This is a genomic window from Lachnoclostridium sp. An169, from assembly GCF_002160525.1.
Taxonomy (GTDB): domain Bacteria; phylum Bacillota; class Clostridia; order Lachnospirales; family Lachnospiraceae; genus Mediterraneibacter; species Mediterraneibacter cottocaccae.
On the sequence record NZ_NFKT01000023.1, the window covers coordinates 1 to 24,994 of the forward strand.

The 24,994-nt window shown below is 49.8% G+C and carries 22 protein-coding genes, 1 tRNA gene and 1 riboswitch; of the genes, 18 read left to right on the top strand and 5 right to left on the bottom strand.

Going from position 1 to position 24,994, the window contains the following annotated elements; genetic code table 11:
- Positions 1-164 precede the first annotated feature (164 nt).
- The gene (locus B5F07_RS22375) at positions 165-338 is read right to left on the bottom strand and encodes an Arc family DNA-binding protein (protein ID WP_140398034.1); all 174 of its coding nucleotides are present in this window, start codon (positions 336-338) and stop codon (positions 165-167) included.
- 405 nt (positions 339-743) lie between these two features.
- On the opposite strand from B5F07_RS22375, the gene B5F07_RS14870 reads away from it, so the two are divergent.
- On the top strand, positions 744-1,016 hold the full coding sequence (locus B5F07_RS14870) for a hypothetical protein (RefSeq protein WP_087162076.1): 273 nt from the start codon (positions 744-746) through the stop codon (positions 1,014-1,016).
- Positions 1,017-1,412: 396 nt separating this feature from the next.
- Complete coding sequence (locus B5F07_RS14875; RefSeq protein ID WP_162613146.1) at positions 1,413-2,441, top strand: site-specific integrase; 1,029 nt, start codon at positions 1,413-1,415, stop codon at positions 2,439-2,441.
- Positions 2,442-2,528: 87 nt separating this feature from the next.
- Here B5F07_RS14875 and B5F07_RS14880 read toward each other — a convergent pair.
- Both B5F07_RS14880 and B5F07_RS14885 read right to left on the bottom strand, forming a co-directional pair.
- A tRNA-Trp gene (locus tag B5F07_RS14880) sits at positions 2,529-2,599 on the bottom strand.
- 160 nt (positions 2,600-2,759) lie between these two features.
- Positions 2,760-3,632 carry a hypothetical protein gene (locus B5F07_RS14885; protein WP_087162078.1) on the bottom strand — a complete coding sequence of 291 codons (873 nt, stop codon included), beginning with the start codon at positions 3,630-3,632 and terminating at the stop codon, positions 2,760-2,762.
- A gap of 433 nt (positions 3,633-4,065) precedes the next feature.
- On the opposite strand from B5F07_RS14885, the gene B5F07_RS14890 reads away from it, so the two are divergent.
- The 13 genes from B5F07_RS14890 (at position 4,066) to B5F07_RS14950 (ending at position 18,403) form a co-directional block, all read left to right on the top strand.
- Complete coding sequence (locus B5F07_RS14890) at positions 4,066-4,596, top strand: RNA polymerase sigma factor (RefSeq protein ID WP_087162079.1); 531 nt, start codon at positions 4,066-4,068, stop codon at positions 4,594-4,596.
- A complete protein-coding gene (locus tag B5F07_RS14895; protein ID WP_087162080.1) occupies positions 4,593-5,555 on the top strand; it encodes a hypothetical protein in 963 nt (320 codons plus the stop codon). The genes B5F07_RS14890 and B5F07_RS14895 overlap by 4 nt, the downstream gene beginning before the upstream one ends.
- On the top strand, positions 5,537-6,502 hold the full coding sequence (locus tag B5F07_RS14900) for an ABC transporter ATP-binding protein (RefSeq protein WP_087162081.1): 966 nt from the start codon (positions 5,537-5,539) through the stop codon (positions 6,500-6,502). Before B5F07_RS14895 ends, B5F07_RS14900 begins: the two co-directional genes overlap by 19 nt.
- Positions 6,489-7,595, top strand: a complete 1,107-nt coding sequence (locus tag B5F07_RS14905; RefSeq protein ID WP_087162082.1) for a hypothetical protein — start codon at positions 6,489-6,491, stop codon at positions 7,593-7,595. Before B5F07_RS14900 ends, B5F07_RS14905 begins: the two co-directional genes overlap by 14 nt.
- A 141-nt stretch (positions 7,596-7,736) precedes the next feature.
- Entirely contained in the window at positions 7,737-10,367 is a 2,631-nt protein-coding gene (locus tag B5F07_RS14910) for a beta-glucosidase (RefSeq protein ID WP_242972546.1), read from the top strand.
- Positions 10,368-10,697: 330 nt separating this feature from the next.
- The gene (locus B5F07_RS14915) at positions 10,698-11,798 is read left to right on the top strand and encodes an iron-containing alcohol dehydrogenase family protein (RefSeq protein WP_087162084.1); all 1,101 of its coding nucleotides are present in this window, start codon (positions 10,698-10,700) and stop codon (positions 11,796-11,798) included.
- A 2-nt stretch (positions 11,799-11,800) separates the two neighbouring features.
- On the top strand, positions 11,801-12,934 hold the full coding sequence (locus tag B5F07_RS14920; protein WP_087162085.1) for a YkvI family membrane protein: 1,134 nt from the start codon (positions 11,801-11,803) through the stop codon (positions 12,932-12,934).
- A gap of 66 nt (positions 12,935-13,000) precedes the next feature.
- Complete coding sequence (locus B5F07_RS14925; RefSeq protein WP_191404578.1) at positions 13,001-14,422, top strand: alanine/glycine:cation symporter family protein; 1,422 nt, start codon at positions 13,001-13,003, stop codon at positions 14,420-14,422.
- A 29-nt stretch (positions 14,423-14,451) separates the two neighbouring features.
- Entirely contained in the window at positions 14,452-15,600 is a 1,149-nt protein-coding gene (locus B5F07_RS14930) for a TIGR02452 family protein (RefSeq protein ID WP_087162087.1), read from the top strand.
- The gene (locus B5F07_RS14935) at positions 15,587-15,976 is read left to right on the top strand and encodes an HI0074 family nucleotidyltransferase substrate-binding subunit (protein WP_087162088.1); all 390 of its coding nucleotides are present in this window, start codon (positions 15,587-15,589) and stop codon (positions 15,974-15,976) included. Before B5F07_RS14930 ends, B5F07_RS14935 begins: the two co-directional genes overlap by 14 nt.
- A gap of 72 nt (positions 15,977-16,048) precedes the next feature.
- The gene (locus B5F07_RS14940) at positions 16,049-16,672 is read left to right on the top strand and encodes a sugar O-acetyltransferase (protein WP_087162089.1); all 624 of its coding nucleotides are present in this window, start codon (positions 16,049-16,051) and stop codon (positions 16,670-16,672) included.
- A 10-nt stretch (positions 16,673-16,682) separates the two neighbouring features.
- Positions 16,683-17,399 carry an HAD family hydrolase gene (locus tag B5F07_RS14945; RefSeq protein WP_087162090.1) on the top strand — a complete coding sequence of 239 codons (717 nt, stop codon included), beginning with the start codon at positions 16,683-16,685 and terminating at the stop codon, positions 17,397-17,399.
- Positions 17,400-17,530: 131 nt separating this feature from the next.
- Positions 17,531-18,403: a DegV family protein gene (locus B5F07_RS14950; RefSeq protein WP_162613147.1), complete on the top strand. Its 873-nt coding sequence runs from the start codon at positions 17,531-17,533 to the stop codon at positions 18,401-18,403.
- A 67-nt stretch (positions 18,404-18,470) separates the two neighbouring features.
- On the opposite strand, the gene dapA is transcribed toward B5F07_RS14950, so the two are convergent.
- A complete protein-coding gene (gene dapA, locus B5F07_RS14955; protein WP_087162092.1) occupies positions 18,471-19,355 on the bottom strand; it encodes a 4-hydroxy-tetrahydrodipicolinate synthase in 885 nt (294 codons plus the stop codon).
- A gap of 79 nt (positions 19,356-19,434) precedes the next feature.
- Positions 19,435-19,606: riboswitch (Lysine riboswitch) on the bottom strand.
- Between the two features lie 41 nt (positions 19,607-19,647).
- On the bottom strand, positions 19,648-20,712 hold the full coding sequence (locus B5F07_RS14960; RefSeq protein ID WP_087162093.1) for a reverse transcriptase family protein: 1,065 nt from the start codon (positions 20,710-20,712) through the stop codon (positions 19,648-19,650).
- Between the two features lie 496 nt (positions 20,713-21,208).
- Here B5F07_RS14960 and B5F07_RS14970 point away from each other — a divergent pair, with 496 nt between their 5' ends.
- From B5F07_RS14970 to B5F07_RS14980, 3 genes are read left to right on the top strand one after another with little or no spacing between them, the layout of a single operon-like run.
- Positions 21,209-22,012, top strand: coding sequence for an FAD binding domain-containing protein (locus tag B5F07_RS14970; RefSeq protein WP_087162137.1), 804 nt, complete (start codon positions 21,209-21,211; stop codon positions 22,010-22,012).
- Position 22,013: 1 nt separating this feature from the next.
- Positions 22,014-22,538 (top strand): (2Fe-2S)-binding protein, encoded by a 525-nt coding sequence (locus tag B5F07_RS14975; RefSeq protein ID WP_087162095.1) that lies wholly within the window; start codon positions 22,014-22,016, stop codon positions 22,536-22,538.
- Positions 22,535-24,826, top strand: coding sequence for a xanthine dehydrogenase family protein molybdopterin-binding subunit (locus tag B5F07_RS14980; RefSeq protein WP_087162096.1), 2,292 nt, complete (start codon positions 22,535-22,537; stop codon positions 24,824-24,826). The genes B5F07_RS14975 and B5F07_RS14980 overlap by 4 nt, the downstream gene beginning before the upstream one ends.
- The last annotated feature ends 168 nt before the right edge of the window (positions 24,827-24,994 follow it).

The following is a 24,994-nucleotide window of genomic DNA, read 5'->3' on the forward strand; positions in this document are numbered from 1 at the left end:
AGAAAGAGACACCTTCACAGGGAATTCAGGTTTGAAAAAGCCTGGATTTTGTGGGAGTGTCTCTTTCCTGTATATCAGGGGCTAAAAATTGGTATTATCCGACAGCCCCCTGCAAGATACAATTACTTCCTTATAGGTGGGCGGCTAAAGAGAACGGCACCTTTTTATAGTTCTGTGTTTATTTTCCCATGTTCTTTTTCAAACTTGGCTACATGCCGTTTCATCAGTACCTCAAGTTCGCGATTTGCTGAACGGGCATTGTATTCAGCCACATACCGGAATTTCTTTAATAACTCGGGATCTGTCCTCAATGTGAATTTTGCTGTATCAGATGGCATATAAAGTTCCTCCAATTTGTTATGCCACTAGTATAACGTCTAAATGACGGCAATATTCGATGTGACGGCTTTGTGACGGCTCAAACTATTAATCCTCTATTTTCCCATAACGTTCTTCAAAATTACGGATATGCCTATTGATAATTATCTGCAATTCATTATTTGCAGAACGCCCATTATATCCGGCTATATATCGAAATTTTTTCAATGAATTGGTGTCTATTCTTAACGTGAATTTAGATTTATCCTTGTTCAAAATGTTCCCCCGTTTATCAACATTTCTTTGACTTTATTATACCGTCAAAGCGACGGCATTTTTGAATTGACGGCATTGTGACGGCATATTATAATTTATTCAAATCAGTATAAAAATATACAATGTCGATTAAGAAAGAAGGAAAAACAATGAAGAAATTTAAAAATTTGTTTCGTATATTAGGATATGCAATATATTTTTTGTTGGGCTCTTTTGTTATATTTATCAATTTCATGACGATTCCGAATATCTCTACATCATCATCTGCACGGTTAGAAATTGCTGTCGCTATTTTGGCAGCACTATATTTTCCCGGAATGATCTGCATACAGTTTCACACTATCCGTAATTTGGAAAATAAAATTGAAGAGTTAGAAAACGAAAGATCCGATAAAAATCCGGATGCGCATCTATCTTTGTAAAGATTTAAATTATAGTTATGCCATGTATTTGGCAGATTTGTACTTAAATCTGCTTGAGTGCTATTCAAAATGAAAATAAGTCAGTGTCAACAAGACGTGCAAACGTCGGCGCAAGCCCTTGTTGTTGATAATGGCTTATTTTTATTTTACTGAAAAAAACTCTCAGAATCGAGTGTAAAAACTTAAATCGAAGTATTCTCCCATATTACTTCTGAATCCGTTGCAATAGCAAATTTTGCGGATTCAGAAGGAGCAAGAATATGGATCCAATAGAACTAAAAGAAGAAAAAACGAAAACAATCCTTTTTCTCAATTTGTATCATACTTAGAGCCGAACGCAGACAAGGGAAAAATATGTACTGGTATACATATCTGCCGGATACACGGAAAGGACGTGTGCTGACCAAGAGAAAAAATAGAAAAGACCTGGAAAATGCTATCGTGAAAGATTTTAGAGACCGTGACAAATGCATGACTATTCATGATTTATTTTATGAATGTTATTTAAAACGTGTCGAGTGTCGTTCAATCTCAGAAGCCACATATACACGATATTGTAATGTTTTTAAAAAGTACTATGTGAATTCAGAAATGGAAAATAGAATAGTAAAAGAACTGGACGAACGGGAATTGTATGATTTTATCCTTACGATCGTAGCGGAAAACCATATCAGTGCAAAAGAATACGGACTACTTAGAACGATAACAACTGCAATGTTGAAAACCGCAAAACGCTTCGGATTAACTAATATCAGTCCCTCGGCATTTTTCAGTGATCTGGATATCGGGAAAAGAGCTTTTACCAAAAAGAAGAAGCCTGATTGCATGGAAGTATATACCCTTAATGAGCTCCATGCCATCAAAGAGTATGTGAAAGAGAATCCGTCTATACGCAATATCTCCGCAATTATTATTGCAAAAACAGGTATGCGTGATGGAGAATGCGTTGCATTAAAACCGGAAGATATTGATTTTAAAAAGAGCACAATACATGTTCACCGCACTGAAACCAAATACCGGGATCGGACAACAAACAAATATGTTACAGAAGTTGTTGACGTAACTAAAAGCGATGCCGGGGACCGATATATCGTTGTAGATACGGAAACCTTGGATTTTTTCAGACTGGCGATGCTGTTGAGCAAGGACGAGTATATTTTTTCTGACAATGGAAGAAGAATCCGCGCACACGCTGTCCGTAGAAAGCTGAAACGAATCTGTGAAGCTCTGGAAATCACATACCGTCCGCCGCATAAGCTGAGAAAAACATATATCACAGAACTTGAGAAAAATCAGGTTCCAAAAAGCATTATTATCTCGCAGGTCGGACACAGTAACTTTAAGACAACAGAACAATATTACATTTTTGATAATTCAGAATTGTCAACCAGAAAGGATATCATCAGCCGCGCGCTGACGTATTAGTGGTGATTACTCAATGATTACTCAGAGAAATGCAAAAATAAAAGTGCTGAAAACCGCCCAAACAACGGATTTCAGCACCCAACCCAACAGGGGATGAGAGAATCGAACTCCCACCAAAGGTTTTGGAGACCCCTATCATACCATTTGACCAATCCCCTATCTTGTGGCTTGCCACTCACAAGCCACTTACATAGTATAATGTGAACCGGAGATTTTGTCAAGAATTTTTTGGAATTTTCTATTTTTCTATTCTGTTTTACCTATTCACCTATTTCACATTGTTTCCGGCTATTTTTGTCGTTGCTTCAACACATCAACTTAAATCCCATATTCTTTGTAAAGCGCTTCCCGATATTCCGGATCGGATGCGATTTTTATAATCAGATCAGTCCGGTTATCTTCGCTCAGAAGGAGAATAAGGCGACTGTAGCGATCGGAAGCCTGCTCCTGTCCCTCCGTACGCCCTTCTTTTCTCCCCTGTTCAAGGGCATCGTTCCATATCATCTGTCCAAGTTTCGTCATAGAAATTGCCTCCTTAATTGATTTCAGATCATTTTCATCAAGAAATTTTACTGCAAAGGTATAAAGAATTGCCTCCATTTTCTGAATATCGTTCCTGGAAAATACATTTTCGGCTGACCTCAGGACCTCTATGGATTTCAGCATCCGCTCCTTTCGGTCGGAGCGCCCACCCATAAGCGGAGCAAAGAGCAGGGGAATAATATCTTTCCGGTCCGGCGGGAGCGATTGCTTTTCAGAAAAACGTTCCAGAATCAGGTCTGCATCAGTATCTTTCAGACGAATTAGTTTTACCCGGTACGTGTTGATCCCTTCTGTAATACTGTCCTGCAGATGTTTCACCTGCGAAGAACAGATCACGTAAGTTATAACGGGAGCATTGTAGAGTCTTGCAGTGGAAGCTTCATACTCCCGGAAACGTTTGAGATCTTTTTCAGAAATCGCATCACTTTCAAATTCAAAATGATAATAAGAACCATTTTCCATTTCATATAGGAAATCTTCATACCTGTGCCGGGCTTCCAGTTCCACGATCTCTGTAGGAGCTGCCCGGAGTACTTTTTCCTCAATGCCAAGCCACTGTATCATTTCATCTCCAAAGTAGGCGGCTGATTTGAGGGCAAGATCTTCAGCCTGGGAAAGACTGGCTGTTCTTTTGTGTGTGTTCTGCAATATTACCTCCGTTTCTAACAGGCACAGCACAATCTCCATATTAGTATAATAACACAACAGACAGCAGTTTGTTTTATCTTTTGCAAAATTTCATGTCAATAAGTTACCTGTTCATTGGATATCTGTCCGAAACGGACGGCGATATTCAGATGAGTGTTTGATGAAAGAAATGTTTCTGAAAAAAACATAGAAGGAAAACATTTCATGTTAATATTGTTGCAGTGTATATGGTGACGGTTTCTGTGCCGTACTGTTGTCTGTAGATCAAGGATAACGCAATGAGTACAAAAATACAATCGGGATTTTTGCCAAAATATTTTTTCAGATTTTGTTAAACTTTTTCTGATATCCGGCAGTTATTTATAATGAGACAGCCGGACTGCAAGACTGACAAAGCAGAAGAATAATACAGTGGAGAAGGGGAAAAAGAGACATGAAGGACAGAAAACTGATCGAGAGAGCCCGAAACGGCGACAAAGACGCTCTTGACGAAATTGTTATCAGATATTACGACGACATTTACCGATTCTGTCTTTACATGACCGGGGAGGAACAGGATTCCTATGACATCTCCCAGGAAGTGTTCCTTCGTTTTTTCTCCTATATGAATTCTTATCGCCACAGGAACCTGAAAGGTTATCTTCTGATCATAGCGAGGAATCTCTGCCGGGATTATTTACGCAGAAGGAGCCGGGAAAATGAAACCGGATTTCCGGACGGGCTGGCGGAGAAGAAAGATCCCATCGGCAGCGTCGAACTGGAACTGCTGATGAACCGCCTGTTGGGGCAGCTCCCATGTGAACAGCGGGAGGTAATCATCCTGCGTATCCGGGAGGAGTTTAAGTTCAAAGAGATCGCTGGGATAACAGGGGACAGCCTGTCCACGGTAAAATCCCGGTACCGCCTGGGAATTGCCAGAATGCGCAGTCTGCTTGAATCAGAGAAAGGGGATGACAGTCTATGACGAGCAAGCGCGAGGAAAGAAAATTAAAAAAACTGTTCAGAACTGCGGACAGCCGGATTATGATCGATCCAAAGCAGCGGCGCCGGACGGCGGTCCTTCTGCAGCGGATGGCGGTTGGAGAAAAGGTGGCAGTCGTAGAAAGCATGGAAGCCGGAGACCGAGTGACAGTCATAGAAAGCGCGGCGGGCGGATGGGATAGTGAACGAAGGCTTATTGATACGAAATCAACGTGGCAGATCCTGAAAAGCCAGCTGCACTATATGGAAAAGAAATTCTGGGCGGCGGATATTCTGGCAAACCTGGTGTTTGTTTCGTTCTTTTTTATCCTGCGCTTTTACGGAGCCGGGACTGCGGATATCCGGATGTATTCTTCACTTGCCGCTTCGATATTGGGGAGCGTATCCATTCTGGTTCTGTCAAATGTTTTCGAAAACGGCATGGCGGAGCTTACGGAGACGTGTTTTTTTAATATGAAGCAGCTTGCGGCACTGCAGATGACGGTGCTGGGGGGAGTAAATCTTGCGGGGCTTACATTTGCGGCGGTTTATGCGGGGATACAGTGGCGGATTCCGCTGATCTGGATGGGACTTTATGTGGGGGGGCCTTTTCTGTTTACTGCGGCGGTGAGCCTGTCCTGTCTGATAAAGGAAAAGCTCAGAAATCAAGCTTTTTGCGTGCTTGCAGCGGGAATGATCTCAGCGGTGCTGTTTTCTGTACTTGCCTCTCTTTCGGGTCTCCCGGCGGGAGTGCGGAGGGCTGAATCGGCTGGGGCTTTTCTGCACAGGAATGAATGGATATCAGAAAGTGTCCTGATATCCGGAAAGGAACTGCTGAGGGAGAGCGGACTGGCACTGTGGATTGTCATATTTGCAGGGGGAGCAGTTCTGCTAGCTGTGCAGACAGCCCGGCTGTTTGGAAAAATCGGGAAAGGGGAGATTTTATGCACAGACTGGAACTGACAGGAATTGAAAAGGAATTTAAAGGGAAAAAGGCCGTGGAGTGTACAGACCTGCAGCTCGCGAGCGGCATATACGGTCTTCTGGGGGAAAACGGAGCGGGAAAAACGACCTTGATGCGGATGATCTGCGGCGTGCTGCGGCCGGACAGGGGCGTGATCCGATGCGATAAGATTCCTATCGGAGAAATGGGAAAATCCTACCGCGCCCTGCTGGGGTATCTGCCTCAGGATTTCGGATATTATAAGGACTTTACTGCAAGGCGTTTTCTGAACTATATGGCTGCTCTGAAAGCTCTGCCGGAAAAATACGCGGCAGAGCGGATCGATGAACTTCTGGAACTGGCAGACCTGAAACCGTTTCAGAACCAGAAGCTGAAGACATACTCCGGCGGAATGATCCGGAGAGTGGGGATTGTCCAGGCACTTCTGAATGATCCGAAGATCCTTGTTCTGGATGAGCCCACAGCGGGACTTGACCCGAAGGAGCGGGTGCGGTTCAGAAATATGATCAGCGCCCTTGGGAAGGAACGGATCGTGCTGCTTTCGACGCATATTGTGACGGATGTGGATTACATTGCAGGCCAGATTCTGATCATGAAGGAGGGCAGGATCATCCGGAAAGGGACAGAACGGGAGCTTGCGGAGGCTCTTCCGCAGATTGTGTGGGAATGCAGAGTGTCCGAAAGCAGTGTGGAGCACTTTGAGAAGAAATACATCGTCAGCAATCTGCGCCGCAGCGGAGATGAGAGCGGAAGAGAAGTGGAACTGCGGATTGTCTCAGAAGAAAAGCCGACAGTAGATTCCATACCCCGGGAAGCGGTTCTGGAAGACATTTATCTGTATCTGACACGGGAGCGGCAGCACTTTGCGGAAAATTTTACAGAAAAAGCAGGGCGGAAATCCGGCAGAAGAACGCAGACGGGAGGAAATGCAGATGAGATTATATAAAATGGAACTGTACAAACTGATCGGCAGAAAGTTTTTCCTGGTCAGCCTGGCAGCAGGGATGGCACTGCTTTTTCTTTATTTCTGGTTTGTCAATGTAGGCGAAGAGAGGTCCACGGTGAACGGGACACTGTACACGGGATATGAGGCAGTCCGGACGGACCGGCGGATTACGGAAGAATTCAGAGGTGTATTTACCGATGAGACCGCGCAGCAGATCATTGACAGGTACGGATTCCCTTCCCAGGTGGAAGAATATTACGGCGGGTTCCGGGATGAAAATTATCTGAACGGATTTGTCACCGAGTATCTGGGAAACGGATATTTCAGCAGCTGGGACGACTACCGGGTGTCGGATGATCTGTACCCGCTTGCTGATACCGAACTGGGGAAAGCGGCGGAACTTACGGGGAAGGAACTGATATTTGACTATGTGAAAGGGTGGGGCGTTCTTCTCGATACACTGCAGATGGGAATGGTTTTCGCAAGCATTCTGATCCTGATCGGGATCTCGCCTGTATTTGCAGAGGAGAGACAGTGCCGGACTGCGCCGCTTTTGTTTACAAGCGAGGAAGGAAAGAACAGGGATGTTGCGGCGAAGGCTGCCGCGGCATTTACCCTTGCCGTGCTGGTATATGCTGTGATGGCAGCAGGCGCGCTTCTCATGGTCGGAAGCGTCTACGGCACCGGCGGAGGGGAGTGTATCAGCGGGATTGTGATGATGCGGACGCTGAACACGGCGAATGCGGCGTCCATGATCCCGGTGTCCCGTTTTACAGGCATTGTCCTGGCGCTGAATTTCCTGGCGATTGTTTCCCTGTGCGCCATTACTCTTTGTGTATCCGCGTATTTCGGGTCCCTGTTTCAGGCGGTGTCCGTATCCTGTATGATCTGGCTGGCGCCTCTGATGCTCCGGATTCTGTTCGGCGGGGCGGGATATATGCTGGCGGCGGGAATGCCCCTGTTTCTTATTATGTACGGAATTGTCGAGGACTGGTACCGGATACTTTTTATTCCGGCAGGCGTTGCGTTGGCGGTTCTTGTCTGCTGTACGCTGGACGGGTGCAGAAAATACAGGGCTTCGGAAACAGTGTGAGTTTCTGTTGCACGGAATTTGTATAAAATATATAATAGTTCCATGGGTTTACAAAAATATTCTTGTAAAGTGAGGGAAAAGACTATGCCAAAAATATTTGCAGCAACAAATCCTGAAATCAGTGAAAGAGAAAAACGCAACATGGAATGCTCCAGAAAGATAGCTTCCCAGGGGATGGTTCTTCTGGAGAACCGGGGAGCCCTTCCTCTGAAAGAAACAGGCAAAATCGCTCTGTTCGGAAACGGCGCCCGCCGTACGGTCAAGGGCGGGACTGGTTCCGGCGATGTGAACAGCCGTTTTGTGGTAAATGTGGAACAGGGACTGGAGGAAGCCGGTTTCACAGTGACAACAAAGGCGTGGATGGACCGTTATGACCAGGCGGTGAATGACGCACGCAGAACCTATTTCCTCGGGATCAAAGAAGCTTTGGAAAAAGAGGGAAGAGCCGCGGTTATGAGACTTTTTACAGAGCCTTTCCAGGCTCCGGGGATTATTCCCGTGACAGAGGAGGATGTCAGATCCGCGGATACGGATACCGCAGTGTTTGTGATCGCCAGAAATTCCGGAGAGGGCAAGGACCGCTCGGCGGGAGCCGGAGATTTCGAGCTGTACGAGGAAGAGAAGGCGGCGGTGAAGCTTCTGGCAGAACGCTTTGAAAATCTGGTCGTCGTCCTGAATGTGGGCGGTGTGATCGACACTTCCTGGCTGAAAAGCGCGGAAGGAGTCGGCGCAGTTCTCCTGATGAGCCAGGCCGGAAATATTGGCGGATATGCGCTCGCTGACGTGCTGACCGGAAAAGTGGTTCCGAGCGGACATCTGACGACCACATGGGCAAAGAACTATCTGGATTACCCGATGGCAGCGGATTTCAGTTATAAAAACGGGGATCTGGATGATGAATACTATAAGGAAGGCATTTTTGTGGGATACCGCTATTTTGACACATTTGGCATCGAACCGTCCTATCCTTTCGGGTACGGGCTGTCCTATACGGATTTTTCTGTGCGGACACTTTCTGCAGAGGCGGATGAAAAGGAAATCTCCGTAAAGGTGGAAGTTAAGAATACCGGGGAGAGTTACTCCGGAAGAGAAGTCGTGCAGGTCTATGTCAGCGCGCCGGCGGGGCGTCTGGAAAAGCCTTATCAGGAGCTTGCCGCGTATAAAAAGACAAAGGAGCTGGCGCCGGGAGAAACCCAGGAGCTTACGATAAGCTTCCCGACAGAGCGCATGGCGTCCTATAATGTGGAAAAGGCTTCCTGGGTGCTTGAAGCGGGAACGTACTATATCCGTGTGGGTGTGAATTCCAGGGCAACCCATATTGCGGCGGCGGTGGTTCTGGACCAGGAGGCAGTGACTGAGAAACTCTCCAACCGTCTGCCTTTAGACTGTGAGATGGACGAGCTCTCCGCCGACGGTGCTGTACCGTATACATATGAAGGGGAAGATGCAGAGAAGAAGGAAGCGGTAAGGCTTCCGATTTCCGCCGGGAAGATTCCCTGCAGAGAAGCTGTCTATCATACGGGAAATGAAGAGCTGCCGAAGAGCACACGCACGGATGTGATCACCATGGATCAGGTGCGCGCCGGGGAAGCCTCTCTGGATGAACTTGTATCCCAGCTGACTGTTGAACAGATGGCAGAACTCTGTGTAGGCACTGCAAGAGGAGGCATGGGCGGTGAATCTGTGATCGGAGCGGCGTCTGCCCTCTGCCCGGGAGCAGCAGGAGATACCACGTCTATTATGATAGAGGACAGAAATGTGCGGAACATGATTCTTGCCGACGGACCCGCAGGATTGCGTCTGTCCCGGTATTTTGTCGCAGATTCCCAGGGAAATATTGTTCCCGGGACCGGAGATTCTCCGATGCCCGATATGGATGAACTCAAAGGGATGATGGGAATGGAGGACAAAAAAACGGAACTGCCGGAAGACGCTGTGACCTATTACCAGTACTGCACGGCAATCCCGATCGCGACTCTGCTGGCCCAGACCTGGGATGTGGAAGCCGTTGAGGCGGCAGGAGACATCGTAGGTGAGGAGATGAACGAGCTGGGCGTTACACTCTGGCTTGCACCGGGCATGAACATTCACCGCAACCCGCTGTGCGGACGTAATTTCGAATACTATTCGGAGGATCCCCTTGTATCCGGTATGTGTGCGGCTGCCGATACCCTCGGTGTACAGAAACACGCAGGTGTGGGTACGACAATCAAGCATTTTGCATTCAATAATCAGGAGGATAACCGGATGCATGTGAGCGCCCATATCGGTGAGCGCGCCATCCGCGAGATCTATCTGAAAGGATTTGAGATTGCGGTAAAATATGCACAGCCCATGTCCATTATGACGTCCTACAACCTGATCAATGGAACCCATACAGCCAACAGCCGGGATCTGCTGACCGCGATTGCACGGGATGAGTGGGGCTTTAAGGGAATGGTAATGACGGACTGGGGAACAACGGGCGGTATTGAGATGAATCCGGGACAGACGCACAGATATGGATGTTCCAGTGCAGCGGGATGTGTGGCAGCAGGAAATGACCTGACCATGCCGGGCTCCCAGAATGATGTGGATGAGATCATCCGCTCCGTGGGCGCGGCAGAAGGAGAGGCTGCATATCCGATTACGCTGGGAGACCTGCAGGCATGTGCGAAACGGATTCTGAATATTATTCTGCAGAGTTCTGCCTATGCCGATGCTGTCCCCTATGCTGTCCCCTATGCAGCTTCCCGGGGAAAGCATGTTGACATTTCTGCTTTCCAGTGGTAAAGTGGTAGAAAACCATTGAGGGAGAGCAAGTAATTTCAGCAGATGCTTCACAGAGAGCTGCAGATGGTGGGAATGCGGCATGTCAGAACTGAGATGAATGGGCTCCTGAGGGCGAGTTGAAAAGAGAAGTAGGCGAGCCGGAGACTTAAACTCCGTTATCAAAGAAAGCATATGTCGGTATGCGTGAGTGGATGCGGTTGATCTGCATCAAGCCGGGTGGCACCGCAGGAGTTTTGTTGTGAATAACAGCTCTTGTCCCTGCATGATATTTGTCAGGGACAGGAGCTTTTTTTGATGTCCTGAACCTGAAGCAGAAAGGAGATCCAGAAAATGAAACTTGAAAACTATGAGGTACACCTTCCAAATTATTCGATCGGAGATAAAATCTATGACAAGATCGGTCCGGTCTGCGAATCTTACGGGAAAAAAGTGCTGGTGATCGGCGGAAAGAACGCGCTCGCCGCAGCTTTTGACAAAATCAGTTCCTATGTGGAAAAGACCGGGCTGGAGATCATAGGCAAAGAATATTATGGGGAAAACTGCACCTACGAAACGGTAGAGCGCCTGCGTGAAATGCCTCTCTACCATGAGGCGGACATGGTGTTCGGCGTGGGCGGCGGGAAGGCGCTTGACACGGTGAAATGTCTGTGTATCCCGGATGACAAGCCGGTGTTTACTTTCCCGACCATCGCTTCCAATTGCTCGGCATGTACATCGGTGTCCATCATGTACAATGAGGACGGGACATTTCTGAAGCCTCATTTCTTTGTCCGCCCGTCTATGCATGCGTTTATCGACACAGAGATCATAGCGAAGGCGCCGGCTCAGTATATGTGGGCGGGAATCGGTGACACCTACGCAAAATACTATGAGGCGACGATCTCTTCGAGAGATGAGCGTCTGGAACACTTTACCGCACTGGGGGTGGCGGTCAGCCGCATGTGCCTGGATCCTCTGGTGGATTACGGCCCGAAGGCACTGGAAGACCACAAAAAGGGACTCTGTACTTATGAGGTGGAACAGGTGGTGCTCGCCGTTGTCGTGACTACCGGCATTGCGTCGATATTTCTGACCAAGGATTATACACCGGATTACAACAGCGGACTTGCGCATGCGGTCTTTTATGCCATGACATCCTATCCGGTAATTGAGGAAAGGCATCTCCACGGCGAGGTGGTGGGATTCGGAGTCCTTCTTGCCCTGCTTGTGGACCATCAGTATGATGAGTTTGAAAAGATCTATAAGCTCAACAGGGCAACAGGACTTCCTGTCTCTCTCGAGGAAATCGAGATTACGGATGCACAGTGGGAGGAGTGCATGACGCGCATCCCGGAGATGTCTGATGTGGCGCATTATCCTTACAAAGTGACGCGGGAGATGCTGGATGATGCGATGAGGAAACTCAAAGAGCGCTGCGGCAGGGAGGCATGAACATGAAGAAAAATAACAGCACTGCAGTCATTCTCGGTGTATCGTTTGTCTGGTTTACCACACATTTCGGAGGCGGTTTCGCATCGGGAGCACAGATTTACAGTTATTTTGTGAGATATGGTATCTGGTGTATTCTCATGCCTGTCCTTGCGATGCTCTACAACGCTGTATTTTTCGCTTACAGCCTTTATTTTGCCAGAAAGCATGGAACTTATGACTACCGTTCCTATAACAATGCATTTTACGGCAGATTTGCCCCGGTGTTTTCCAATCTGTTCGAAGTGCTCTACATCTGCGTGATGTGTGTGGCTCCGGCGGTCGCATTCGCCACAGGCGGCGCTACACTGAGCACGCTGACCGGACTTCCGTATCTGCTCTGTACGTTCCTGATCGGTGTGTTTATCTTCGTGGTTGCCATATTCGGGACAGACCTTGTGAGAAAGGTGGCGTCAGTGCTTTCCATCTGCATTATCGCAGGGCTTCTGATCGTGTATATCCCCAACATTATCGTGGGATTTTCCGGAATCCGGGCTGCGGCAGAGAGCATGACACAGGAGAATCTTCCCCTTGGGGACGCCCTTTATTCGGCGTTCCTTTACGGTACATTCCAGCTGTCCAACATCGCGGTTTTCGTCCAGCACGCGAAATCCTTTGAAAGACCGAAGGACGCGGTGAAAAGCATGGGGGCCGGATTTGTGGTCAATTCTCTGATGATGGTCATGGTTGTGCTCGGACTTATGACAGTCTATACGAATCCGGATGCGGCAGGACAGAGTGTTCCGACTCTTTTTATGGTTCAGAATGGCGTGGGAGCATCCTTCATGACGCCGCTGATCTCCATCCTGATTATCCTGGGGGCAGTTTCCACTGCAGTAAACATGGTGGCTGCAATGGTGAAACGAGTCTGCGGGGAAGAAAAACCGGCGCTGGCAGAAAAATATGTATCTGTGGGAAAGAGCCGGATTCCGAAAAAGGAAATCGCCGCTGCGCTTGTCTGCTGTCTGGCTGATTTCGGAATCGCCCAGTTCGGTCTGCTCACGCTGATCCAGAAAGCTTACAGCGCTATTGCATACCTGGCAATCCCGGTGATCCTGATCCCTTATATCATTCACATGATAGCAGGGCGGAAAGATTAATTTACAGAATCACTTTTTTAGGGTATACTGGACTGAAAGTTCAAAAGAAATGAGAGGTTAATTCATATGGCGATTTTTCGGGCTGTCTACAATATACTCTGGGGTGATATCATCCGGATTCCCCTGCCGGGAGGAAGTACGCTGGGGCTTTCCCTTCTGGTGCTGATTCTGGTTCCGGCGGGACTTTATTTTACGATACGGACGCGGTTCCTGCCGTTCCGGCTTTTCCCGGAGATGCTGAAAGTGACGTTGGAAAACAACAAAAAGATTGAGCATGAGGGAATCTCGGGGGTACAGGCGCTGATTGTATCCACGGCATGCCGGGTAGGCATGGGAAATCTGGTGGGCGTTGTGGCGGCGATCTCTGCCGGAGGCGCCGGAGCGGTATTCTGGATGTGGGTGATTGCCCTGGTCGGCTCTTCAACGGCATTTATCGAGGCAACTCTGGCGCAGCTCTACAAGGAGAAAGATCCGCTCTACGGCGGCTATCGGGGAGGACCGGCATATTATATTCATCATCTGTTTATAAAAGAGGGAAGCAAAAGAAAACATTCGGTTCTTGCGTGCCTGTTTGCCGCGTCAGGACTGATCTGCTGGTTCGGAATCAGCCAGGTGACGGGAAATTCGATCTCCTCCTCTTTTGAAAATGCATTTCATATCCCTCCGCTTTACTCGACCATCGCACTTGTGGCTGTAGCAGCGGTGATTGTTCTCAGAAAGAATGCGACGGTAAAAGTGCTTGATATTATGGTGCCGATTATGGCGGCATGCTATTTCTTTATTACGATCTTTATTATCGTAAAAAATGCCGGTCAGCTCCCCTCGGTATTTGAAAGAATCTTTGCGGAAGCTTTCGGATTCCGCCAGGTTGTGGGCGGAGGAATCGGAGCGGTAATCATGAACGGGGCAAAGAGGGGGCTTTTCTCCAACGAAGCAGGCTCCGGTTCCGCTCCCTGTGCGGCGGCTGCAGCGGACATCAGCCATCCGGCAAAGGAGGGGCTTCTTCAGGCACTGGGCGTATTTATCGATACTCTGGTGATCTGTACCTGCTCTGCGATGATTATGCTTCTGACGCCGGAGAGCATGACAAGCGGGCTTGAGGGAATGGATCTCCTGCAGACGGCGATGCAGTACCATCTGGGAGAGTTCGGCGTGATTTTCATTGCCGTGATTCTGTGGCTGTTCAGCTTTTCTACCTTCCTGGGTATCCTGTTCTATGCCCGGTCCAATGTGGCGTACCTGTTCGGCGACAACTGGATTTCCCAGACGATTTACAAGGTCATTGCACTTGTGATGCTTTTTATCGGCGGTCTGGCGGCATACCAGTTTGTATGGGATCTGGGCGATGTGGGCGTGGGCCTGATGACGGTGTTCAACATGATCGCACTCATTCCCCTGGCGCCCAAAGCACTGGAGTCGCTGAGAGACTATGAGAACAATGAGATGAAGCAAAAGAAAAAAGTGGCGGGAGAAACAGAAAAGCAGTAAAATGGAATACGATCGGACAGGAGGGTGTTATGATGGCGGACAGAGAACAGTTGATTGAAGTTTTTCACGATACGGAAATCTGGTGGGAAACAAGCCGGAAACTTTCTGACTCAGTGAAGAGATCCGTGTCACAGACAAAGCTCTACCGGGAAGATGAGTACCCGGCTCTTCCGGCGACAGAGGTTCCCCTGACAGAGATCTCTGTGACAGCTTCCAGATCTTTCGAGGCGGCGATAAGGCTTCGGAAAGAATTCCCCTCGGAAAAGATCGCCGTGCACAATTTTGCCTCAGCGACAAATCCGGGAGGCGGAGTGACGAAGGGGAGCCGTGCTCAGGAGGAGTGCCTCTGCAGATGTTCCACTCTGTATCCGGTGCTCTCTTCCGAGTATCTGTACCGGGAGTTTTACCAGTTTCACAGGGCGCGCGGAGATGTCAGATATACGGATGCCTGTATTTACACGCCGGACATTCTGATCATCAAGAGCGATGTGGATCTGCCTCAGAGACTGCCGGAAGACCAGTGGTGTACAGTGGATGTGATCACCTGTGCGGCGCCCAACCTGCGGGCAAAACCGTACAACCGGATGAATCCGGGGACGGGCAGCGCTGTCTCGGTGACGGATGAGGAACTTCTTGCCATCCACAAAAAGAGAGCCCGGCATATGCTGACTGTTGCGGCGGCAAATGGTGCCCGGGTGCTTGTTCTCGGCGCCTTCGGGTGCGGAGCCTTCCAGAATAATCCGGAGATCGTGGCACAGGCATATAAGGATATTATGCCGGAGTTTGAGAGATGTTTCCGGAAGATTGAGTTTGCGGTCTACTGCACGCCGCGGGATCAGAAGAACTATCAGGTATTCCGGCGGATTCTGGGAGAAGGGGGCATGGAAGACCCGTATGGAATCTCAGTTCGTGTTTTAAACGAGATCCGCAGTCTGGCAGAAAAGTACGGAATCGGAAAGGTGATCCTGTTCGGTTCCAGGGCGAGAGGCGATTTTAAGCGGACCAGCGACATCGATCTTGCTGTCTCCGGGGGAAATATCAGCGCATTTGCACTTGCAGTCGATGAAGAAACCTATACGCTGCTCAAATACGATGTGGTAAATCTGGATGGAAGCGTACAGGAGGAGCTGCGGGAGTCTATTGCCAGAGAGGGGAAATTGCTGTATGAAAAAGTATGAGAATTTTTCCAGGGCACTGGATAATCTTCAGGATATTTACCGTTATCAGGAGCCTTATGACAACGTGGTGCTGACCGGACTGGTGGCACTCTATGAGATCTGTTTTGAGCAGGCGTGGAAGGCGATGAAAGAGATCCTGGAATACAGCGGCTATAAAGAGAGCGCAACCGGGGCTCCGAGACAGATCTTAAAGACGGCATATCAGGCAGGTATGATTGGGGACCAGCAGCTTTGGCTGGATGCGCTTGCGAGCCGGAACAACGTGGCGCATGCCTGTAATAAGGATGTCGCACTGGATATTATCCGGGCGGTAAAATCGAGGTATTATGAGATGTTTGTCAGTCTGAAAAATGAGATAGAGACAGAATGGCTGTAAAATATAACTGAGCCGGAAGTCAGATCAGGAGAAAAACAGATCAGAAAAGAATCAGACCAGGAGGAAATCAGAATGAATAATATTGAGAGAAGAGACAGAGAGATGGCTTATATTTCCGATGATTCCGTGATGGAGGAACAGAAAGTATGCCGCAGGATTCTGCAGAGACTGAACACGGTGGACCGCTCGGATTTTGACGAGATCGGGAAGATCGTAAAGGAACTGCTGGGAAAATCAGAAGGGGCGTTCATCAACCCGCCGTTTTACTGCGATTACGGCAGCCATATCGAAGTGGGAAAGAATTTCTTTGCAAATTATAACTGTACAATTATCGATGTGGCGAAGGTGAAAATCGGCGATAACTGCCAGATGGCTCCGAATGTGGCAATCTATACGGCAGGACATCCCCTTCATCCGGTTTCCAGAAATTCCATGTACGAGTATGGCATCAGTGTCACTATCGGGGACAATGTGTGGATCGGCGGCAATACGGTGATCCTGCCCGGGGTCCACATCGGAGACAATGTGGTGATCGGCGCCGGAAGTGTGGTGACAAAGGATATTCCGGACTGGAGCGTGGCGGTCGGCAATCCCTGCAGAGTTGTGAAGACGATCACGGAAGAGGATAAGAAGTATTACTATAAAGACCGCGAGTTTGACCCCGAGGCGTGGGCTGCGATAGAGAAGCTTGGTTGAGGTGACGGAAATGCCTGATGTAAAACACATTTTATTTGATCTGGACGGAACGCTGCTCCCCATGGTGCAGGATGAGTTTGTAAAATTCTACATGCCGCTGCTGGCGAAATCCTACATTTCCGCAGGAGTCCCGGTGGAGCCGAAGGCGTTTATCAAAGCTGTGTGGAAAGGCTATGAGGCCATGGTAAAAAACGACGGAAGCCGGACGAACCGGGAGGCTTTCTGGAGTTACATGGAGGATATCCTTCCGGTTTCCACGGAAGAGTCCGAGGCGCTGGCGCTTAAGTTTTATGCAAATGATTTCAATCAGGCGATAAAGTCCACATCGCCGTCCCCCTATGCGGACAGGATTGTGAAGGCGGCAAAAGAGCGGGGAATTCACACGTATCTGGCAACCAACCCGGTTTTCCCGCGGGTGGCCACCATGAACCGGATCCGGTGGGCGGGAATGGATGCACGGGATTTTGAACTGATTACGACATATGAGGATTATTCCTACTGCAAGCCGAATGTGGAATATTTCCGGACTGTTTTACAGGAACTCGGCCTGAGGCCGGAAGAGTGTCTGATGGTGGGAAACGACGTGGAGGAGGATCTGGTGATCCGGGAGCTGGGAGTGAAGACCTATCTGGTGACGGACACCATGGAGAATAAGAAAAATCTTCCCATCCATACGGATTACATGGGAACTCTGGAAGAACTTTTTAAAGTTGTCACATCAGCGTAAGGCTGATATAATAAATAAGACTGAATATGCCAGAAAAGTAAATCGAAAAGGACGGGGCTTTCATGGATGTGCAGCTGCGGAGAAAGGCAGAGGTTCGTGAAAGTCCCCGATTCAGACTAGGAGGAAGAAGAATGGCTGATTATGTGGTTACGACAGACTCAAATTCAGATGTTCTTCCCGAATTTATCGCGGAGAACCATCTGACGATTATCCCGCAGTACTATGCATTCGGGGAGACCGTTTACGGGGACGAGCTGAACATGGAGCCTCATGAATTTTACGAAACCATGAGGAACGGGGAACTTCCCAAGTCCATGGCAAACAACCCGGCAGTGATCCGGGAGCGTTTCGAAAAGATCTTAAAGGAAGGGAAAAATATTTTCCACATCGCATTTTCCAGTGCGCTGAGCGGAAGCTGCAACAATGTAATGATGGTGGCAAACGAGCTTCTGGAAGACTATCCGGAACGGAAGATCACGGTGTTCGATTCACTGAACGCATCTCTCGGCGAAGGACTCAGCGTCTACCGGGCAGTCGAACTCTGGAAAGCCGGAAAGACAATGGAAGAAGTATATGATATCCTGATGGAAGAGAGAGATCATGTAAACGTATCTTTCACGGTCAATGACCTGAACCACCTGCAGAGAGGCGGCCGTGTCTCCAGGACAACGGCGGTTGTGGGAAGCCTGGTAAACATCAAACCGATCCTCACTGTGACAAGTACCGGAGAGCTGAAAGCTGACGGGACAGTGAGAGGAAGAAAGAAATCTCTGAAAACTCTTGTGACCCGCATGGAAGCGGCGCTTGATCTTGACAATTACGGAAAAGACAGGCTTGTCGCCGTACTCCACGGGGACTGCAGGGACGAGGCACAGGGAGTGGTGGATATGGTGAAAGAGATGGGATTCACCAACGTGCTGCTCAACGACGTGAGCCCCAGCATCGGAACCCACGCGGGCCCGGGAGTTGTGGGACTTGTGTTCTACGGGAAGAAGAGAGCGTAGAAAGAAGAGAGCGAAAAAAGAAAGCTTTCACGGAAGAAATACCTTCCGCGAAAGCTTTTTTCCTGTCTTACAGCAGTCCGAAATCCGCCATTGCCTTTCTCAGGACTTCTTTGTGCGCGTCTTCCATCTCTGTCAGCGGCGCTCTTAAGGAACCGACCTCTTTGCCCATCATGTTCATGGCTGCTTTTACCGGGATCGGGTTGACTTCGCAGAACAGTGCGCTGCAAAGCGGCAGAGCATCGAGCTGCATTTTACGGCTTCCCTCAACGTCTCCGGAGAGATATTTCATAACCATGTCGTGTACGTAGGCCGGCGCAACATTGGAGAGAACAGAGATTACACCGATTCCTCCAAGGGAGAGAAGCGGAACAACCTGGTCGTCGTTTCCGGAATAGAGATCAATGTTGCCGTCGCACAGGTGCATGATCTGCGCCACGTTGGAGATATTTCCGGAAGCTTCTTTTACGCCCACGATGTTGTCAACGTTTTTCACAAGTGTGGCAAGCGTCTGGGGCTGAATGGAACAGCCGGTACGGCTTGGCACGTTGTAAAGGATGGCCGGGATCTTAACTTCATTGCAGATCGCGGTATAGTGTGCGATCAGACCGTTCTGTGTCGCCTTGTTATAGTAGGGAGTAACGAGAAGAAGTCCGTCCGCCCCGTCTTTTTCCGCCTCTGTGGAAAGCTGGATTGCAGTGGCAGTGGAATTGGAGCCTGTGCCTGCGATAACCGGGATTCTGTGTTTTACGCGCTCAACTGTGAAGCGGATCGCCTCGCTGTGCTCCTCTTCTGTCATGGTAGCGGATTCGCCGGTAGTTCCGCAGATGATGATGGCGTCGGTTCCGCCTGCGATCTGCTCCTCCAGGATCTCGTCCAGTTTGTCGTAATTAATTTCAAGATTTTCTTTCATTGGTGTGACAATGGCTACACCTGCACCTTTGAAAATTGCCATTCTTTTTTTCCTCCTTAAAATGGTGAATAAAATAAAAGAAACGGCAAGAGGCGCCGTTCCAAAATATACGTTTCGGTATAAATCAGATAGCTCTCCATCCTGCGATGACAGTCATGACACTGTTCGCGCCATGCCCAGGAACAAAGCTTCAGGTTCTTCATCCCTTCGGCATCTTCCCCTTTCCGGCGGCTTCTTCTGTCCCTGAAACATCCGTCACCGTACTTTTGAAAGATGCGACCTCTATCTACGTTTCTGTATCCAATGCAATGATAACACTGCGGCGGGGGCGCTGTCAATGATAAGTTGCGGCGTCGGTCCGGGTGTCGGTCCGGGACTGGAGCGCCAGCTTTATCTCCTGAAAATAGGCATCCTCCGGACAGCACTGAAGGATGTGGTTCACTTTTCCGGAGAAAGAGGCGAGATAGGCTTCTTCCGTGTTACTATAATTTATGCGCGCAAGATGTCCTTTGAGACCATATTTCCGGATATAATACCATTCCTGGCGGAGACGGCGGCGGTACGCTTTTGAGACCTGGATATGATCGTTTACCACCAGGCCGGTCACTTCCTGCCTGCCGCTCTGTGTGATGATGCGCGTCTTCTTTTCGTTGAGTTCAAAACCGAGGCGAAGGAGAAAGGCGCGGACTTTGGCGGTGACTTTCCGCGCGTCAAAAGAGCCGGAGAAGGTCATGTCGTCGCAGTACCGGGTGTAGCTGATGTCCCGCTGGCGGCACCATTCTTCCATATACCTGTCAAAAGGCTTCATGACCAGATTGGAAATGTACGGGGATGTGGGCGCACCCTGGGGAAGCATGCTGTCATAGCAGCAAAGACTGGCAAGGAGCGTCTGCACCTGGGGCGGGAAAATGGTCCCGGGAAATGCGTGCTGACACACACTGATATAGGAAATGCTTCCGAAAAAGTCATGGATGTCGAGCTTGAGAATCTTCTCTTTTCCCACATGGGGAAGGGCATTGTCCCGGGTGGAAGCGCCGCTTCGGTAAGCGCAGGCACACCCGGAGACCGGGAACTGTACAAGAACCTTCCGGAGAATCTGGCGCTGGACATACTTCAGCAGCGGATCCGGCGCATAAAGTGTGCGGAATCCTCCGTTTCTTTTCGGAATCTTCTTTTTTGCGTAGTGGTCTTCCGTGTGGTTGGACAGCCCGTAGAGAAGGGCGAGCTGTTTTTCGGAGGAGAGACGCATGGAGCCGGTGAGGTTCAGTGAGAGAATAAAATCCCGGCACTGTGCAGGCGTACAGTATTTCCACAGACCGTGCCCGGCCGGGGAGTCAGTAGTCTCTTCCGACTGCTTTTCTTCGATTTGTGTATCGTGGTTTATAAGGACAGCACCCATAGAGACAGCTCCTTGTTATCAACAGTTTTTTATTAACAGAAAACCGGGAACACAATATGGTGATACCGTAATCCGCGGATGTGTACCGGCGCCGCAGGCGCATGCACATGGAAGTGTGCAGTAGTACACAGGAGCGGCGGAGGGACGGCAGTGCCGTTTCACCGGATAAAAATAACAGGAAGGCGACTCGCCTCCCCCTGCGGAAAAGTCTGGTTTCTGCAGTAAGCTGTTCCCGGTATCTGATTTTCAATATATCAGGTTTCAATATATCACAGGAAAAAGGAAAGAACAACCTTTGACATTTCATCCGGAGTGTGATAAGCTAGATACGCTTCAAAGTGTAAATGACTGGAATTCATTTGCACTTTTTTTGCGCGGTTTTACGGCATCAGGGTCAGACAGCATGGCAGGAGGAACGAAAAGACAATGTAACAGAAAAACAGGCACAGAAGAAACGGAAAAAACAAGAGCTGCGGAAGAAGAAAGGAGAGACGCTGTGATTACGATCGGTAATTATGTGAAGGCGAAGACGGTTGAGGAGGCATATGAGCTGAATCAGGCGAGAAACAGCCGCATTATGGGAGGCATGATGTGGATGCGCCTGGGAAATGCGAGGGTCAAGACGGTGATTGACCTGTCGGATCTCGGTCTGGATCAGATCGAAGAGACAGACCATGTATTTCGGATCGGGGCGATGTGTACGCTCCGTCAGCTTGAACAGTGTGAAGGATTAAAGGAGCTGTATGGAGACGGGATCGCCGAATCTGTCCGACATATTGTGGGGGTGCAGTTCCGGAACCAGGCTACTGTAGGGGGAAGTATTTACGGGAGATATGGATTCTCGGACGTGCTGACCGCGCTGCTCGCCCTGGATACCTTTGTAGAGCTGTACGACGGCGGAACGATCCGCCTCTCGGAGTTTGTGAAGAGAAAACCGGACAAGGATCTTCTGCTCTCCGTGATCGTGAGAAAGAGCAAGAGAAAGTTCCACTACGAATCCATCCGCCGGACAAAGACGGACTTTCCGGTGCTTACCTGCGCGGTTGTTACCGGAATCGTAAACGGTCAGGAGTCCTGGTATTTTTCCGTGGGGGCACGTCCGATGAAGGCGGCTCTTCTGGAAAAGCAGTGGGAGGTGCCGAAAGATGCGGCGGAAGATGTTCTCGCTGATTTTGCGAAACAGGCGGCATCTGAGTTTAACTACGGGACAAATATGCGCGGCAGCGCCGAGTACAGACAGCATCTGGCGGAAGTGCTGATCCGCCGTGCCATGAGTGCCATTCTGGCGGAGGAAAGATAGTATGGAAGTTCAGTTTATTTTAAATGGAAAAAATATCACAGCAGAAGCAGGACCGGATACGATCCTTATGAATCTTCTCCGCGACCTGGGATGTAAAAGTGTGAAATGCGGCTGCGAGACGACAAACTGCGGCCTCTGTACCGTGTGGATCGACGGTAAATCAAGACTCTCCTGTTCGGTTCTGGCAGCCGGCGTGGGCGGTCATGAGGTTACGACTCTGGAGGGAGTTGAGAAAGAGGCGGCGGAGTTCGGTGAATTTCTGGCACAGGAAGGTGCGGAGCAGTGCGGATTCTGTTCCCCCGGATTTATCATGAATGTGCTTGCCATGGTGCGTGAACTTGAGAACCCGGATCTGGAGGAGATCAAAGAATCTCTCTCCGGAAATCTGTGCCGCTGCACCGGATATATGGGACAGCTCAGGGCGATCCGGAAGTATATGCAGAGTAAAAACATGAAGATTCAGGAAGAGAATCGGGAAGAAAGTCAGGAAGAAAATCAGGAAGAGAAGAAGGAGGTAGGCGCATGAGTACAGACAAGTTGCGTTTTGTAAACCAGCCGGTGAAGAAAGTAGATGCGGATGCCCTTGTGACGGGAAAAGCAGTTTATACGAATGATCTTGCGCCCGCTGACTGCCTGATTGTGAAGATTATCCGCAGTCCCCACGCCCATGCCCTGATCAAAGATATCAACGTGACCCGGGCCCTTGCCGTGCCGGGAATCGAGTGCATTCTGACATACAGGGACTGTCCGGACAAGCGGTTTACCATGGCAGGACAGACTTATCCCGAACCCAGTCCCTATGACAGACTGATTCTGGATCAGAGGATGCGTTTCGTAGGGGATGCGGCAGCTATCGTGGCAGGAACCAGTGAAGAGGCTGTAAAAAAGGCCATGAAGCTTGTGAAAATCAAATATGAGGTGCTGGAGCCGGTTCTTGATTTCAGAAAGGCGAAAGACAATCCCATCCTCGTACACCCGGAGGATAACTGGAAAAGCCTCTGTCCGGTGGGCGCGGACAACAAGCGCAACCTGTGCGCCCATGAAGTGAGCGAATCCGGTGATATTGACGCCGTGCTTGACTCCTGCGATATCGTGATCGATCAGGTTTATCACACAAAGGCGAACCAGCAGGCCATGATGGAGACGTTCCGCACGTATACGTATCTGGATACATACGGCAGGCTCAACGTGGTTTCCTCCACCCAGGTGCCTTTCCATATCCGGAGAATCCTGGCAAATGCCCTGGACATCCCGAAGCATAAGATCCGTGTGATCAAACCCAGGATCGGCGGGGGATTCGGAGCAAAACAGACTTCCGTATCCGAGGTCTATCCGGCGCTTGTCACCTGGAAGACAGGGAAACCGGCAAAGATCATTTTCACAAGGGAAGAATCTCTGATCGCATCTTCGCCCCGGCATGAGATGGAGATGCACGTCCGCCTGGGCGCGGATAAAGACGGGCGGATCCGGGGAATCGATCTCTACACCCTGTCCAACACGGGCGCTTTCGGCGAGCATGGACCGACAACCGTGGGGCTTTCCGGACACAAGTCCATTCCCCTCTACGGAAAGACGGATGCTTTTCGGTTTACCTATGACGTGGTCTATACCAACGTGATGTCCGCCGGGGCATACCGGGGATACGGGGCTACCCAGGGAATCTTTGCCGTGGAGTCCGCGGTAAATGAGCTCGCCCGGAAGCTTGACATGGATCCGACGGTTTTAAGAGAGATGAACATGGTCCGGGAGGGACAGGTGATGCCCGCCTACTACGGTGAGACGGCGCAGAGCTGCGCCCTGGACCGCTGCCTTGCCCGGGCGAAGGAGATGATCGGATGGGACAGAAAATATCCCCGCTATGACTGCGGAAACGGAAAAGTCCGGGGCGTTGGCGTCGCAATGGCGATGCAGGGCTCGGGGATCTCTTCCGTGGATACCGGAAGCGTTGCCATCAAGGTAAACGACGACGGATATTACAGCCTGATGATCGGCGCCTCGGATATGGGAACCGGATGCGACACGATCCTGGCGCAGATGGCGGCAGAGTGCCTGGAGTGTGATATCAGTGATATCCTCGTACATGGCGTGGATACAGACGTCTCTCCTTACGACTGCGGCTCCTATGCGTCCAGTACGACCTACGTGACCGGAATGGCTGTGGTGAAGACCTGTGAGACGCTGAAAAAGAAAATCTGTCAGAGAGGCGCGGAATATCTCAACTGCGCTGTGGACGATGTGGAATTCGACGGACAGAAAGTGACAGACCTGAAAACAGGGAAATCCATCAGCAGACAGGAAATCGGCAACCGGGTTATGTGCTTTAACAACGAGGCGCTTTCCGCAAGCGAGGCGTTTTCCTCTCCCACATCCCCGCCGCCTTTTATGGCAGGTATCGCCGAGGTGGAGATCGATAAGGAGACGGGAACCGTGGAGATGGTCGATTACGTGGCTGTCGTGGACTGCGGAACCGTGGTGAATCCGAATCTTGCCCGTGTGCAGGTGGAGGGCGGTATCGCCCAGGGAATCGGCATGGCGCTCTTCGAGGATATTGTCTACAATGAAAAAGGAAAGAACTACAGCAATTCCTTTATGCAGTACAAGATCCCCAGCCGTCTCGATGTGGGAACGATCCGTGTGGATTTCGAGAGCAGCTATGAGCCCACCGGGCCTTTCGGGGCGAAATCCATCGGAGAGATCGTCATCAACACCCCTTCTCCCGCCATCGCCGACGCCGTTGCCAACGCCGTGGGCGTGACCGTGCGCGAGCTGCCGATTACGGCGGAGAAAGTGTACTGGGGGATGCAGGGGAAATAAAGCTTTCGCCAGGAGATAAGATCCGGTTCAAATATAAAAACTGAATACTTGTGAAAGAATCCGCAGAGGATACAGAGTTTTCATCACAGTGCGGGGCTGCGCTTCACCCTATTTGTCGGGTCCGCCAAACGCACTGCTCACGAAAACTCCGTATCCTCTGCTTGTTTT